This window comes from Aliivibrio sp. S3MY1 (genome assembly GCF_028765575.1).
GTDB lineage: Bacteria > Pseudomonadota > Gammaproteobacteria > Enterobacterales > Vibrionaceae > Aliivibrio.
In genome coordinates, this window is sequence record NZ_JARACO010000020.1 from 18,135 (window position 1) to 34,160 (window position 16,026).

Consider the following 16,026-nt stretch of genomic DNA (forward strand, 5'->3'; position numbering starts at 1 on the left):
TTAGTGTGGTGCTGCCACAAAAAATGTCGGACGGTATTCCGCCGGAGAAAGAGAATCAAGCAATATATTTTTTGGTAAATATTCCGGTGTTAATGCCTCAATGGTGGGCGATAAGTTAAAAGGTAATGGGGACTTATTTAAATAGCCAATAGCTTGTTGGATACTGAGTCGCCCTTGTAACACCATTTTATCAGTAGGAGAAAATAGCACACGTTTACGAAGTAAACCGCGATAGACCGCATGGCTTAGATAAGTTGATACTAGTTTTACTTGGCCTTGCATCTTTCGACTCGCTAATTCACTGATAGCTACTTCAATTGCGACAGCCCCACCGACCAAATAGTCTAATTTTTCACTTTGAAGTGCATCTTGAATAAGATTACGCTGCAGCTCTTTACTGTTATCGCCCCAATAGGTCGCACTAACAATGATGTCACTCTCTTTAATGGCATCATAAAAGCCTTTAGTTACTGGTTTTGTGCCTCCACGAGTTTTAGGTCCAGGAAGCCAGCCGACGTAGGTAACTCCAGAGCCTTTTGGATGCTGCTCTGCAAGAAATTGACCTGTTTTAAACCCCATTTGATACCAATCAACACCGACTTCGCCCAGGTGATAAGGCGTATTTGATGGGTATGAGCTGATTAATTCATTAATTGTTGCAAAAACGGGTATGTTTTCAGTGAGCGCTTTTAAGTTGCCTTGATAAGCAACGGGATCAACCGTCCCTAAAATAATCGCATCTGCACCAAGTGAGACACATTGCTTTATTTGTTCTTTTTGACGTTCCACATTTGGATAGCCACCAGATTCATAGACGGTTAATTCAACGTTATTGAGTCTTGCTTCTTCAACCATGCCGTAATTGACAGAAAGCCAGTAGGAATCTTTTAAGTGTGGATAAATAGCGCATAACTTCCATGGTTCATTTGCACTAGCAAGGGGAGACAGCAAGCTTGAAAATAGTAGAATAATTATGGGATTAAAAGTAAGTTTCATGGTCTCTTCGCACTGACTTAGGTTGGTGATATGATACTCGCATTACTTCTTTTTCTAAAGTGTATTCAAGATTATGTTATTTGCTTCTACAGGGATCGGTCGCAAGCTGTTTCTTACTTTCATGGTAATGATTGCTCTAATGGCTTTTGGGTCTGTCGTGGGAGTTCTAGGCTTCTCATATGTTGAAAAAACCGAAAGAACGGTAATTGATTCTGCTATTCCAGCGGTAATTGAAGCTCGTTATATCTCAGATTTAAGCACTAAGATTATTTCCACATCACAGTTATTGTCTCAAGTCGGTTCTGAACAAGAGCGAAAAACGTATGGTGAAGAGTTATTTAGTTCGATTGAAAGTTTATACGTTCGCTTAAAAGGGCTAGATGTTTATCCGTTTGATAAAGCGCTGCTTACACGTTTGGATCATCAAGTCCAAGAGATCGTCGATAATTTAGCAACAATGGGAAATAATGTTGGTGAAAAGGTTGTTTTGCATCAGCTTATCCAAGAAAAAAGCCAGAAGCTTACAAAAAATGCATTACAGCTAGAAGAACTTTCACGCTCTCAAGTGTTGAATTCTAATACGATTACGATTGCAAATGTCGTTAAAATTTACGATTTAATCGATAGCGATGAGAAAGAGGCGGTTTATAAAGCACTGGATACTTTGGTTGAGATCGATCTTGATTTAGCAGAACGCTTGCATGAATTACGCCTATTAACCTTTAAAGTCGTCAATACCATCGATGATGCACGAAATTGCCAGAATATCGCTAAAGTAGAGAAACTGCGTCAAGATTTTAATCGTGATATGACGATTATCATTCGTCGTGTGCAAGCGGTTGAAGACCCGAGTCGAACTAAACAAATGTTATTGTTAGCGAATAACCTAACCAAAAGTGAACGCCTCTTTAGTGAATTGATTCAATTAATTAATATTAATAATAAACTTAAAGCATTAAGTAATGAGAATATAGATCAGTTTCAAGAGTTAAACCTCACCATCGCTCAGTTGCTTGAACAAGCCAATGATGTAACTCAACAAGCGGTTGCTGATGTGAATTTTGTGCTTAAAGTGGTACAGCAATTACTGATTTCAATTACCCTATTAGGACTATGTTTAGTTATTTATATTATGTGGCGTTATGTTTACGCTCGCGTGATCATGAGGCTAAATCAATATGAACAAGCGATTACCGATGTTGCAAATGGAAAACTGGATATTGAATTAGATACCTCTGGTGATGATGAATTGGCTCAAATGGGGCGTTCAATCTTAGTCGCCCGTGACACAGCACAAGAACTTCAAGATTATAAAGACAGTTTGGAATTACAAATAGCGCAGAGAACTCAAGAATTAAAATCCAGTAATGAATTGTTGAATGTGGAAATTATTAATCATGACAAAGCTCGAAATTTAGCAGAACAAGCGAACCGAGCGAAATCTGCATTCTTAGCGACAATGAGTCATGAAATTCGAACCCCTCTTAATGGCGTACTTGGTACGGGAGAGTTGCTCCGTGGTAGTGGTTTAACGGCACAGCAGAAACAATATGTTGATATCATTAACCGAAGTGGTGAAAACCTTCTTGATTTACTTAATGATATTTTGGACTACTCAAAAATAGAAGCGGGTCATTTATCTATTCGAGCAGTCAACTTTAATGTTCATTCAATGATCACAGATGTTCACCACCTATTTAGTTCCAGAGCACAACAAAAAGGCATTACTTTAGCGTTTAATGTCCCTGATGACTTACCTGTATGGTGGATTGGTGATTGCACTCGAATTAGACAAGTACTCAATAATTTTGTTGGTAATGCGGTTAAATTTACTCATACCGGAAGTGTCACTATTCAATTACACGTTATTTTAGATACCACTCTATTATTTGAGGTTGTAGATACTGGTGTTGGAATTGCTGAACATGAAATTAACAGTTTATTTGAAGCCTTTACTCAAGCTGAAGAAGGGCAGAAGGTGTATGGCGGCACAGGTTTAGGATTAGCAATTAGTCAACGTCTTATTGAAGCGATGGACGGTGAAATCGGTGTGGAATCTAAAGAAGGGGTAGGCAGCACATTTTGGTTCTCTTTAGAGTTAGAGGAAGGGCACTGTATTAGCGTACCTAATGAGGATAGACTTGTCCTCGAAGTCTCTTCTGCTCATTTACTTTTAGTTGAGGATAACCCTGTAAATCAAATGGTTGCAGTTGGTTTTCTTGAGCGTTTAGGGCATAAGGTAACCGCGGTAGATACAGGGTTACTTGCTGAAGAAGCATTGAAGGAAGTCTCGTTTGATATGTTACTTCTTGATATTAATTTACCAGATACGGATGGCGTATCATTACAAAAAAGATTAAGAGAGATTGAGAAAGAAAAAGAAAGTAGTAATGGGTATACTCCAATACTTGCTGTTTCTGCTCATGTATTTGATGAAGATGTAGAAAGCTATTTAGCAGCAGGCTTTGATGGATTTTTAGCAAAACCTTTAGTTGAAAATCAATTAATCAAAATGTTGAATCGCTTTTTGAGTGAGGCGCATCAAACTCAAGGCATTAATGAGAGTATCGAGACTGATAATTGGGCTCAAATGGTTGATGAGACAACAGAAGAGAATGTAATGATATTAAATGAAAATGTGCTTCAAGGTGATTTAGCCGTATTGGGCGAGGAGCGCATGCTTAAAATTATGGGCTTATTTAAACACTCTTCTAAAGAAAATGTTCTTCAATTACAAGAAGCGATTAATAGTGGAGATGCGTACCAAGTAAATCAATTGGCTCATAAGTTGAAAGGTTCTGCAGGTAGTTTAGGACTAATGCAGCTTCATGCTCTTTGTCATACTTATGAAGAAAATGGAAAGAAAGGGAACGTCTCTGACTGTGATTCAATCGTGTTAAATGAGGTTTATGAAGGCTCATTGATAGCGATTGAGCAGTTTTTCAATAAATAACACTAAGCTCATTACAGTAATTATTGTTGTTATAATAAATAGTCCTGAGAGTGTTTGTGTTGCTTTATCTGAGCAATTAGAGGATTTAGTCTCTCAATGTAAAGTGCCGTATTTATATTAATTGCTAGACCAGGTTATAAATAAAACAGCCCATAATACGTTATGGGCTGTTTTTTTTGCTTATGGCAGAGAGTTATTGATTCTCTAAGACTGATGAAATAAAACGCGCTTTTGTTTCTTTATCTGCTTTTTCATACCAATAATGCAGCATTTGCTCTGCAGTATTTTCACCTTGTTCGTTTTTAATCTCTTTATGAGTAACGGTTACCATGCCTTCTTTGAAAGCGGCAGGGTGACTTGTGGTATTAAATTGTGCTAATTCAAATTGAATATTACGACCGACTTGAACGCCATGGTGAATGAGTTGAGCCTGCGTAAATGGGATTGTTTTTTCGTTTTTATCAATTAAGTTCCAATTTAGCTCTGTATTAAATGCGGCTGCTTTTTCTGGTGAATTATAGGTTGGGAATTTAAATGTAACGTCTGTATCTGACGCTGAAAATTTAGAAATGATAATGTCACTAGATACAATGATATTATCTTTTCCTTGCTTAAATACGGGGTTGTATCTGAATGCAATTTGGTGTTCGCCATTGTCTAATTCAAGCGTAGATGATGTTGAGAAAAAAGAACTTTCAAGTTCCATTTCTTGGTTATCAACCAGCAATAGCTCAACGTCATCAGGTACGGTTAATTGAATCGCAGCTTGTACACTGACAGAAGAGAGAATACAAATGCAGGCAGCAAAGAGAGAATGGATTTTCATTTTAAGTACACCTAATCATGATAATTAGATTAAGTGTACTTAGATTATAAGTCTAATGGAATGATAATATTAATTTAGACATTGCGCCTAATTCCAGCATCAGTGGTGCCAAAATTATAATCAGATTTACTTGCTTTGACTGGTGGCGCGAATGCATTGAGTAATTTACTAACAAAACCAAAATACGTTATATTAGAGTTATCTCGCTCTATAAACGTGTTTGGAATTATTTTATGTCAACAATTCGAGTGCTTATTTCTACTTCTTATGATCCTTGGTTTAACTTAGCCGTTGAGGAAAGTATTTTTCGTTCGATGCCTAGCGATCAACGTGTGCTTTTTTTGTGGCGCAATACAGATAGTGTCGTCATTGGCCGAGCGCAAAATCCATGGAAAGAATGTAATACTCGTAAAATGGAAGAAGATGGAATTACTCTTGCTCGCCGACAAAGTGGTGGTGGGGCGGTATTTCATGATTTAGGTAATACTAATTTTACGTTTATGGCAGGTAAGCCTGAATACAATAAAGAACAGTCGACTCGTATTATCTTAGATGCACTTAACACACTGAACATAGAAGCAAAAGCGACGGGGCGAAATGATCTCGTAGTTGAAAGTAAAGAAGGGGAAAGGAAGTTTTCAGGCTCAGCGTATCGAGAAACAATGGATCGAGGCTTTCATCATGGTACTTTGCTATTAAATGCCGATCTCAGCCGACTGGCTAATTATTTAAATCCAGACCCTAAAAAACTTCAAGCAAAAGGGATTACGTCAGTACGTTCTCGCGTGACTAATTTAAGTGAAATCAATCCAGAGATTAGTCATGAAAGTGTTTCAAATGCTATTTTGTCGGCTTTTTTCTCTTATTATAATGAAACGGTAGAACCTGAATATATCTCACCAGATTCATTACCAGACTTACCTAATTTTATCGTTAATTTCGAACAGCAGAGCAGCTGGGATTGGAATTTTGGTCGTAGTCCTGAGTTCACGCAAACATTAAGTGAGCGTTTTGTATGGGGTGGTGTAGATCTTCATCTAGACATAAAAAAAGCCCAGATAGTTAACGCAAAACTCTTTACTGACAGCCTTGATCCTGCACCATTAGAGCTGTTAACGAATGCTTTGATTGACCAACCTTACAACGTTGAAACGTTCAACCAAGTGATTAGTCAAATAGGCGATGCTTTCCCTAATAATGTAAATGAACTCGCTGAGCTAAAAGCGTGGATAAAAATGGCTATTGCTTAACTAGAGAGTAATAAAAAAGCCCCTAGCTAGTAGGGGCAAAAGTTTCCATCGCTTTGTTATTATTTGGTATTCAATTAACCAAAGTCGCCGTTTACGTAACCTTGCGTGCGGTCGTCTTTAGGGTTTGAGAAAATAACGTGTGTGTCATCGTGTTCAACTAATTCACCCATTAAGAAGAAAGCTGTTTTGTCTGAGATACGACGCGCTTGCTGCATTGAGTGAGTCACAATCACAATGGTGTAATCTTTCTTTAGGGTTTCCATTAGTTCTTCAATTTTATGGGTTGCTATTGGATCCAGTGCCGATGTTGGTTCATCCATTAGAATAATATCTGGTTCCATTGCAATCGTGCGTGCAATACATAGACGTTGTTGTTGGCCGCCAGATAATCCAAAGGCATGAGATTTTAAGCGATCTTTAACCTCATCCCACAAAGCAGCGCTGCGTAATGATTTCTCTACTACCGCATCTAATACTTTCTTATCTTTCACGCCTTGTGCTTTTAAGCCGTACGCGACATTTTCATAAATGCTCATTGGGAATGGATTCGCCTTTTGGAAAACCATTCCGACCTTGATACGCAGGTTGGCAACATCAATGTTACCGTAGATATCATCACCATCTAGACTTACAAGCCCTGTGATTTTTACGCCTTCAATCAAATCGTTCATGCGGTTTAAACAACGAAGTAAGGTTGATTTACCACAACCAGATGGACCAATTAATGCCGTCACTTGTTTTGCTGGAATAGGTAAGTTAATGCTTTTTAGTGCTTGGTTTTGGCCGTAAAAAAGATCTAGATTTTCAATATTAAATTTGTTCATTGTCGTTTCCTTACTGACAGCATCTTATGCCGTGCAATCAGCGAATAATAAGTGATAAATAATAAGTTGATTAATAAATTAGTAAGACGCTTTGCTGATTTTTCGAGCCAATAACTTGGTTAGCGTGTTAATTATTAATACAAGCACAATCAATACTGTTGCTGTGCCGTAAGCTTGGTTCCACTCTTCAATCGTAAATAGCTCAGTGGTTAGCTTGTATAGGTGAACCGTTAACGTTCGGCCTGAATCAAGCAGTGAATCTGGAATACGAGCAACCATACCTGCCGTTAAGAATACAGGAGCTGACTCACCAATAACGCGACCAATACTCAAGATAACAGAGGTGATGATACCCGGCATCGCACTTGGTAAAATCAGACGCCAGATAGTGTAGATTTTTGATGCGCCTAGTCCGTATGATCCTTCACGAAACGTTTGCGGTACTGCCATCAATGCTTCTTCGGTTGTACGAATAATTACTGGTAGTATCAAGATACTGAGTGTTAATGCGCCCGATAAGATAGAGAAGCCTAAGCCTAAGATGCCGACAAAGAAGGTCATACCAAATAGACCAAAGATAATCGATGGAATACCCGCTAATGATTCAGTACAAAAACGGATAATCTTGACTAGTTTACTGCCGACTTTGGCATATTCTGTTAAGTAAATGGCGGTCATGATCCCTAGTGGCGCAGCAACCGCAATCGATGCTAATACCATATAAAGAGTCGCGACAATCATTGGGAAGATACCGTGTTCTTCACCTGTACGAGTATAATTATCAGTAATGAATGACCAGCTTACGTGTTGTAGACCATTCGATAGGATGTACCAGATAATCCAAAATAAGAAACCGACGGTAACGGCTGCGGATAACCAAATGAATCCTGCGGCAATTTGGTCTTTAATATGACGTTGTTTTTTTAATTTATTCATTGTCTTATCTCGCTGTTTCACGATTTAGATAAAGAAGGATGCCGTTAAGAGACATGATAAATACAAGAAGTACAACACCGGTTGCATACAATGCACTTGCGTGAATGCCACTTGCATAAGACATTTCAATCGCGATATTTGCTGTTAGGGTTCGAGCTGAATCTAAGATACCTTCAGGCATTGCTGGTGCATTACCCATAACCATGATAATTGCCATGGTTTCACCAAGGGCGCGAGCGATACCAAGAATAACGCCGGTCATGATGCCTGAACGAGCAGCAGGAAGAAGAATACGGAAGATGGTGAATATTTTAGAAGCCCCTAACGCCAATGAACCTTCTTTGTACGTTGCAGGAACCGCTCTAATCGATGTTTCTGATACCGTAATTACAGTAGGTAAAATCATGATGCCTAGTACGATAATACCAGCAAGGATTGTGTTACCCGCAGGGACTTGGAATACGTCTTGGATTAATGGAACAATAATAACCAGACCAAAAAAACCATAAACAACGGATGGGATACCAGCAAGTAGTTCAACGGCTGGGCGAATAATATTGGCCACGCGCTTTGGTGCGATTTCAGCGATAAAAATGGCGGTTAATATCCCAACCGGAACACCAACAACGACAGCACCAAGAGTAGACACTACTGACGCTACAATCATGGTGAAGACACCATACAATGCCGGTGGTAGCCAATCTTGTCCTAGGACGATGCCACTTACGCCAGCTTGTTGAAATGCAGGGATACTTTCTTTAACGATAAAGTAGGCAATAGTAGCCAAAGATAGCGTACCGATGATGGCACAGCTAAGAAATAATGCGTGGAAAATACGCTCTCGCCAATCTACGCATTTCTTTTGGCGTAGTGGATTTTTAGACTGTTTATCTTGCTTGAGTGTATTTTGATTATTCATTGCGATGGTCATAATAAATACTCACATGTCGAAAAATTCGAAATGGAAAAAGTGCCTGACCTTCGCAGGTCAGGCAAAAGGGTAATAATTAGTTAACTGAGATGTAGCCTTTCTTTTCTACCAAGTTTTGAGCGGTTTCTGATGTCATCCAATTTAGGAATTTGTCAGCTTCAGCAGATGGCTTGCCTTCTTTGTAAAGAACAAGGAAAGGACGAGATACTTTGTATGTGCCATTTTTAATGTCAGCAACACTTGGCTCTACGTTATCAATAGCCAGTGCGTGAACCGAGTTATCAACGGTACCTAGAGAGATGTAGCCGATCGCGTATGGATTGCTTGCAACCATTGTCTTTAGTGCGCCGTTACCATTAGCAACTTGAGCACGTTGTGAAATAGCAGAAACTTTCATTCCAGATATTTTCTTCTTAAGGCTCATGATGTCTTCAAATGCGCCACGTGTACCTGATGCGGTATCACGAGTGATAGCAACGATTGGTTTATCTTCACCACCAACGTCTTTCCAGTTTTTAACTTCGCCTTTATAGATAGCAGTCACTTGCTCTGATGTTAGACCTTTAAGTGTATTGCTTGGGTTAACGACAACCGCAATACCATCATGTGCAACAACCAGTTCTTTTAATGTTGCTTCTTTTTCTGATGATTTAAGGTTACGTGATGACATGCCTAAATCAGCAGAACCATTTTTTGCAGCCTTTACACCAGCAGAAGACCCTGGTCCTTGAACCTCGATGTATACGTTTGAATGTTCTTTCATGTAAGTTTCAGAAAACACTTCCATAAGAGGGGTCACGCTGCTTGAACCTACGGCAGAAATAGTTTCTTTCGCTGATGTTGGTAATGCTACTACTGAACTCAGAATTGCTAGTGCGCCGATAACTGACTTTTTCATTTTCATTTCCTTTATGAGGCATACGTGCCGGATTAAGTTGACGAAGCTACTTTAGAAAATTTATGTGACAGCAATATTTCAGTTTTTTTAAATGTGTATTACAGCAGGGGCAGTGTGAGGATGGATGAAATGTTTTTTTTATGTCTATTTGTTTTTAATAGAGATTTTAATTGTTCAAATAAAATAAAGGCGGTGAGCCCAATGGGAACGCCGCCTTTGTTAATAGATAAAAGTGTTTTTTAGTGGCTGCAAATAGAACAATTAGGTGCTTTTGCTAGCTTCATCTCACGCCAGCTCATAGAAAGTGCATCTAGCATTAGTAATTTACTGATTAATGGCTGACCATAGTTCGCTAATACTTTAATGGCTTCTAACGCTTGAGTTGCACCAATAATCCCAACAACAGGAGACATCACTCCCGCTTCTACACAGGTAAGTGCTTGTTGACCAAATAAACTGCTTAGGCATTGATAGCAAGGCTCGTTATCTTGATAAGTATAAACACTAACTTGACCTTCCATTCGAATCGCAGCACCTGATACAAGTGGAGTTTTGGACTCAAAGCATAAACGATTAAGTTGATTACGAGTATCTACGTTGTCTGTACCATCTAAAACCAGATCATGACTTGCAATAAGTGATCGCAATTCATCGTCAGATAAGCGTTTATCAAACGTATCAATCTGGCAATGAGGGTTAATGCGGTTTAATGCCATTTTTGCAGAGATGACTTTTTTCTCGCCAATTGTCTCATCACAATGCAGCACTTGACGCTGTAAGTTAGAGAGTTCAACGGTATCATCATCAACAAGTGTGATCTTCCCAATCCCTGCGGCTGCTAGGTATTGGCTTGACGCACAGCCTAAGCCTCCTGCGCCAATAATAAGTATTGAACTCTCTTTTAAGCGTTCTTGGCCATCAAAATCAAAGTTGCGTAAAATGATTTGACGGTTATAACGTAGCATTTCTTGATCGGTTAATTCAGTCATTGAAAATACTCTTAATATAGAGAGGAATTAAACAATTCAATAGTGACCATTTCACCCGCTTCAACACGGCCACGTTCTCGTTCTAGCACCACAAAGCAGTTAGCCATGCTCATTGAGCTAAACGCACCTGAGCCTTGGTTGCCAGTGGTAGTTACTTCAAACTGGCCTTGATCATTAATCGAGTAAATACCACGTTGGTAGTCAGTACGACCAGGGTGTTTCTTAAATAGAGACGTTGCAACGGCTGGAATGGCTTTTGGTGCTTCCCATTGCGTATGGCCTGCTAATTTCGCTAACATGGGTTGTACTAATACGTACATGGTTAGCATGGCAGAAACAGGGTTACCCGGTAAGCCACAGAAATAAGAGTCTGGTAAATTACCAAATGCAAACGGTTTACCTGGTTTTATTGCTAGCTTCCAGAAACCAATTTGGCCAAGTTCATCTAGAATGTCTTTTGTATAGTCCGCTTCACCGACGCTTACGCCGCCCGAAGTAACAACGACATCCGCTTCTTTATCTGCTTTTAAGAACACTTCTTTTAGTGTTTCAGGACAGTCAGGAATGATGCCTAAATCAATGGCTTCACAACCAAAACGTTCGATGAGTACTTTGATACCATAGCGGTTGCTGTCATAGATCTGACCATCTTCGAGTGGCTGACCTAGTGGTTTAAGCTCATCGCCTGTCGAGAAGAAAGCCACTTTGGGTTTATTAACTACCGGAATGTCATTAATGCCCAAAGAGGCAATTAAGGGGATATCACGCGGCGTTAGGCGGTGACCTTTGGCTAATACCGTTTGACCTTGAGCAACATCATCACCAATTGGGCGAATATTGGTCTGTGGTTTAATATCCGATAAAGCAAGATCAAAGGTAATGTTACCTTCTGAATCAGAAGTCAGTTCTTGCATAATGACGGCATCACAACCTTCAGGGATTTTAGCGCCAGTCATGATTCGAATGGTTGTTTGCTCTGGCCATTGACCTTCAAAAGGAGTGCCTGCAAAAGACTTACCAGCAAGAGGAAGCGTTAAAGAGTGCTCTAAATCAGAGATACGTACCGCATAACCATCCATTGCAGAGTTGGCAAATGGAGGAACATTGATTGGTGAACAAATGTCTTCAGCTAATACAAAGCCAATTGCGTCAGCAAGCGCTAAAGAATGGGTCTTTGATATTGGAGAAACTTGAGATAATAAGTTTTTTAAAGCGGTTTCTACTGGAATTAAACCTTGAGTTGCGCAGCAATCCATTAGGGTACTCTCTATATTAATCGTAATAATGATTAAACATTACCATATTTTGACCTTTAACATCTAATAGACCTAATAAAATCAGGGTGTATTTATTTGGCAGAGCAGGTATCCTTAGCGAAGTTCAATTGATTATGGAATTTGGAGTATACGATGTCATCACTCAGTGAATCAGCCATATTAGTACGTGACGCTCTCGTTGCGCGTGGTCTTGAGACGCCAATGAAAGAAAATGGAATTAGTCGCGAAGAGAAAAAAGAACGCATTGAAGAGCATATGCGTGAAATCTTAACGTTATTAAACCTCGATCTTACTGATGATAGTTTAGAAGAAACGCCTCATCGAATTGCGAAAATGTACGTAGATGAAATTTTTTCTGGTTTGGATTATGCAAACTTTCCTAAAATCACTGTAATTGATAATAAAATGAACTGTGATGAAATGGTACGAGTGAACGATATTACGTTAACCAGTACTTGTGAACATCACCTCGTCACTATTGATGGAAAGGCAACGGTTGCTTACATTCCTCGTGAAAAGATCATTGGTTTATCAAAAATTAATCGTATTGTTCGCTTCTTTGCGCAGCGTCCACAAGTTCAAGAGCGTATGACACAACAAATTTTAGTGGCATTACAAACCTTACTTGGCAGTGATGATGTGGCGATTACGATGGAAGCGACGCATTATTGTGTTAAGTCTCGCGGTGTTATGGATGCAACAAGCAGTACGACAACCACTGCACTTGGTGGGATCTTCAAAAGAAACCCAGCAACAAGACATGAGTTTTTAAGTGGAATTCGCTAGATATTAACTAGTTAAAATAATACGAAGAGAAACAGACAATAAAAAGCCCGTGATTTAATTGATAAGTCACGGGCTTTTTTTATCGTTTAATTTTTATAGTAGGGGACTGAACATTGAGAAGAAGCGCTCAGTAAAGCGATGGGGTAAGTTTCGCTGTTGCCATACCGCAAGTTCGATAGGAGTCGATTGTTCTAGATAACCGTTTAATACCCATGATAGTTGTTTGGTAAATTCAGGATCATCAACAATTAAGCTAACTTCAAAATTTAACCAAAAGCTACGCATATCCAAATTAACGGTACCGATAATACAGTAGCTATCATCAATCACTACCGATTTGGTATGTAGTAGACCGCCATTGAACTCATAAATATGAACCCCTGCTTTTAATAGGGTTTCAAAGAAAGATTTAGAGGCCCAACTAACCATCAAAGAATCATTCTTTTTAGGCAAAATTAGCTTAACGTCAATACCACGATGAGCGGTAGTTCGTAACGTGTGCAACAGTATTTCACTTGGAACAAAATAAGGCGTAGTGATGGTAATTGACTTTCTTGCCTGATTAATTGCCGTAATTAAGACTTGTTGAATAATATCATCTGGCATACCAGGACCTGATGGAACCACTTGTGTCGTATGGTTGAAAGGGTCAATTGAAATAGGGCATTCAGGCAAGGTTGGTAATGCTCTTATCCCTGTTTCTACTTCCCAATCCCATGCGTGGATGGTATTTAATACAGCGACGTTAGGCCCTGTAAGGCGAACCATCACATCCACCCATTGTCCTACGCCTGAGTTTTGTTTGAAGTACTGAGGATCAACCAAGTTCATTGAGCCGGTGTAAGCCACCTGATTATCAATGATAACTATTTTACGATGTAGGCGTAGATCTAATCGACGAAAAAACATACGAAATGGACTAACGCTTAATGCTTCTACGATATTAACACCCGAATCTTTAAGCAGCTTTGGCCAATGACTTTTGAAAAAATCGATACTGCCTGCCGAATCTAAAAGTACGTTAACCGTGACTCCTCGTTTTGCGGCTTTGATTAATGCACTGGCAACACTATCGGCTAACCCACCATGATGCCAAATGTAAAACTCCATATTGATTTCATGTTCTGCTTTTTCAATGTCTCGAACAATAGCGGTCAGAATTTCTGAGGGGGTATTAAGTAAAGATAATGTGTCCCCACTGAGTGCGGGAATTCCTACTCTATTAGAGCAAAGGTTGTGTATTGATGAAATTCGATGAGAGATCGAGTTTGGTTGGTGGTGCTGACAGTGATGAACTTGTGCAAACCACTCTTCATAGGGCGTAAACATTGCTTTCGCTCGCTCGCCTCGAGTACGGCCTAAATTTAGCTCACCAATAAGAAAGTAAGCGATTACCCCAAGGACTGGGATAATGTATATGATCATTAACCAGGCGAGTGAGACACCAACCGATCTTGGTTTGAAAACAACACGTATAGTTACCCCTGCGACTAAAAGCCAGTATAAGATAAAACCGATAAGAGTAAGTGCTTGATAAAATTTATCCATTAGCCTTCGATAACAAGAATAGTAAGTGAATCTATATTAAATCAGGAGTTGTAAGAAATAAGTAGGAATTAAGGAAAATATTTACAAAATAAAGGGTCTTGATGGTTTTGTAAATACTTAAGTTAAAAAAGAGGGTTGTACGTTAAAAAATATAGACATTAGGGTTTCAATTTTATTCTCAAACTGTTTTACTTGCAAATATTGAGCATTACTTAACATTTTTTAGAGTGTACATAATTATATACACCACTTTGATGCTCATATACAAACACAGTGCATATACAACAATATAGAAGAATTGGAGAATTGTGGCTATGAGTAATACCACTACTACGCCCCGTGATACCTGGGGTTCAAAATTAGGATTTGTAATGGCTGCAGCAGGATCTGCTGTTGGTCTTGGTAATATCTGGAAGTTTCCATATACAGCGGGAGAGAATGGTGGTGGCGCATTTGTTGCTATTTATCTGTTCTTTGTTATTTTTATTGGTTTTAGTGTGATGCTAACCGAATTTGCTATTGGCCGTCGTACTCAAAAATCGGCAGTTGGCGCATTTAAGTCAACGGATCGTCGTTGGACGTTTGCAGGTGTTATTGGGGTCGTCAGTGGCTTATTAATCATGGGCTTTTACCCAGTGGTTGGTGGTTGGGCTATCGCATATATTGGTAAGGTAGGTACAGGCCTTTTAGATACACCTACAGCAATCGGAGATAGCTTTGGTACATTTATTTCACACCCTCTTCAGCCGCTTATGTGGATGGGCTTCTACCTACTGCTAAATATCGTTATCGTAATGAAGGGTATTTCTGGTGGTATTGAGAAGGCAGGTAAGGTGTTAATGCCTTTGCTATTTATTATCTTAGTTATCGTTTCAGTAAAAGGTTTAATGCTTCCCGGTGCTATGGCGGGTCTTGATTTCCTATTTAGCCCTGACTTTTCTAAAATCGACAGTAATGTAATTCTTGCTGCATTAGGTCAAGCCTTCTTCTCATTATCTCTGGGTATGGGTTGTATGATGACTTATGGTTCTTACTTGAAGAAGAAAGAAAATCTAGTTCAAACAACCGCAATGGTTACGGCAATGGATACGGGGGTTGCTATCCTTGCAGGTGTGGCAATGTTCCCTGCGATGTTCGCTTTTGGTATGGCACCCACAGCTGGTCCTGGCTTGGTGTTTGTTGTTGTTCCGCAAATATTTTCTGAAATGGGCGGCTTGATTGGCCTTCTACTGGCTTTATTATTCTTTATTGGTTTAAGTGTTGCGGCATTAACGTCTTCAGTATCTTTGCTAGAAGTTGTTGTTTCTTACTTAATTGATGAGAAGAAATTTACTCGAGTCAAAGCTGTCATTGCAGCAAGTACTATAATGGCTATTTTATGTGTGTTTGCTTCTTTATCATTAGGCGGCTTAGGACCAACACTGTTTGATACTGGTGCATTTGATATCTTTGATTTATTAACAGACAAGATCTTCCTAGCGGTAGGCGGTATGTTGGTATGTATCTTTGCTGGTTGGAGACTGAAGCGTGAGGATCTTGAAGATGAGATCACGAACGGCGGCGAAGTGAAGTTCCCACTGTTTGGTTTATGGTACGCTTTAGTTAAGTTCATTATCCCTGTTGCAATCGCAATCGTTGCATTCATGGGGATCTCATCTGGATTTGATGGTGGCAAAGGCCCTATCATGTTACTAGGTGTTGGTATCATTGCTGGTTCAGCGCTAATCTCGAAGAAATTCTAATCTAGATAGCAGTAGCAGCAAATATATAAATAAAAACGAGAGCCTCATCGCTCTCGTTTTTTTATGTCTA

The 16,026-nt window shown here is 39.4% G+C and carries 13 protein-coding genes; 4 read left to right on the forward strand and 9 right to left on the reverse strand.

Translation table 11 applies throughout. From position 1 onward, the window contains the following. Complete coding sequence (torT, locus tag PVK62_RS13070) at positions 1 to 996, reverse strand: TMAO reductase system periplasmic protein TorT (RefSeq protein ID WP_274445296.1); 996 nt, start codon at positions 994 to 996, stop codon at positions 1 to 3. Between the two features lie 73 nt (positions 997 to 1,069). Between torT and torS the strand changes: the two genes are divergently transcribed. Then, complete coding sequence (gene torS / locus PVK62_RS13075) at positions 1,070 to 3,949, forward strand: TMAO reductase system sensor histidine kinase/response regulator TorS (protein WP_274445297.1); 2,880 nt, start codon at positions 1,070 to 1,072, stop codon at positions 3,947 to 3,949. A 193-nt stretch (positions 3,950 to 4,142) separates the two neighbouring features. Here torS and PVK62_RS13080 read toward each other — a convergent pair whose 3' ends face one another. Further along, on the reverse strand, positions 4,143 to 4,775 hold the full coding sequence (locus PVK62_RS13080; RefSeq protein ID WP_274445298.1) for a YccT family protein: 633 nt from the start codon (positions 4,773 to 4,775) through the stop codon (positions 4,143 to 4,145). A gap of 233 nt (positions 4,776 to 5,008) precedes the next feature. On the opposite strand from PVK62_RS13080, the gene PVK62_RS13085 reads away from it, so the two are divergent. Further along, positions 5,009 to 6,025: a lipoate--protein ligase gene (locus PVK62_RS13085; protein WP_274445299.1), complete on the forward strand. Its 1,017-nt coding sequence runs from the start codon at positions 5,009 to 5,011 to the stop codon at positions 6,023 to 6,025. Positions 6,026 to 6,099: 74 nt separating this feature from the next. Here the strand turns inward: PVK62_RS13085 and pstB are convergent, their stop codons facing one another. From pstB to moeA, 6 genes are all read right to left on the reverse strand, one after another. Then, positions 6,100 to 6,849, reverse strand: coding sequence for a phosphate ABC transporter ATP-binding protein PstB (gene pstB, locus PVK62_RS13090; RefSeq protein ID WP_274445300.1), 750 nt, complete (start codon positions 6,847 to 6,849; stop codon positions 6,100 to 6,102). A 78-nt stretch (positions 6,850 to 6,927) separates the two neighbouring features. After that, positions 6,928 to 7,785, reverse strand: a complete 858-nt coding sequence (pstA, locus tag PVK62_RS13095; RefSeq protein WP_274445301.1) for a phosphate ABC transporter permease PstA — start codon at positions 7,783 to 7,785, stop codon at positions 6,928 to 6,930. Between the two features lie 4 nt (positions 7,786 to 7,789). Continuing rightward, positions 7,790 to 8,716 carry a phosphate ABC transporter permease subunit PstC gene (gene pstC / locus PVK62_RS13100; RefSeq protein ID WP_274445302.1) on the reverse strand — a complete coding sequence of 309 codons (927 nt, stop codon included), beginning with the start codon at positions 8,714 to 8,716 and terminating at the stop codon, positions 7,790 to 7,792. Positions 8,717 to 8,792: 76 nt separating this feature from the next. Then, positions 8,793 to 9,614, reverse strand: coding sequence for a phosphate ABC transporter substrate-binding protein (locus tag PVK62_RS13105; RefSeq protein WP_274445303.1), 822 nt, complete (start codon positions 9,612 to 9,614; stop codon positions 8,793 to 8,795). A 239-nt stretch (positions 9,615 to 9,853) separates the two neighbouring features. After that, a complete protein-coding gene (gene moeB, locus PVK62_RS13110) occupies positions 9,854 to 10,603 on the reverse strand; it encodes a molybdopterin-synthase adenylyltransferase MoeB (RefSeq protein WP_274445304.1) in 750 nt (249 codons plus the stop codon). An 11-nt stretch (positions 10,604 to 10,614) separates the two neighbouring features. After that, on the reverse strand, positions 10,615 to 11,859 hold the full coding sequence (gene moeA, locus PVK62_RS13115; RefSeq protein ID WP_274445305.1) for a molybdopterin molybdotransferase MoeA: 1,245 nt from the start codon (positions 11,857 to 11,859) through the stop codon (positions 10,615 to 10,617). Between the two features lie 153 nt (positions 11,860 to 12,012). Here moeA and folE point away from each other — a divergent pair, with 153 nt between their 5' ends. Next, positions 12,013 to 12,666, forward strand: a complete 654-nt coding sequence (gene folE, locus PVK62_RS13120) for a GTP cyclohydrolase I FolE (protein ID WP_274445282.1) — start codon at positions 12,013 to 12,015, stop codon at positions 12,664 to 12,666. 93 nt (positions 12,667 to 12,759) lie between these two features. Here the strand turns inward: folE and cls are convergent, their stop codons facing one another. Next, entirely contained in the window at positions 12,760 to 14,214 is a 1,455-nt protein-coding gene (gene cls / locus PVK62_RS13125; protein ID WP_274445281.1) for a cardiolipin synthase, read from the reverse strand. A gap of 314 nt (positions 14,215 to 14,528) precedes the next feature. On the opposite strand from cls, the gene PVK62_RS13130 reads away from it, so the two are divergent. Further along, on the forward strand, positions 14,529 to 15,956 hold the full coding sequence (locus PVK62_RS13130; protein WP_274445280.1) for a sodium-dependent transporter: 1,428 nt from the start codon (positions 14,529 to 14,531) through the stop codon (positions 15,954 to 15,956). Positions 15,957 to 16,026 lie beyond the last annotated feature (70 nt).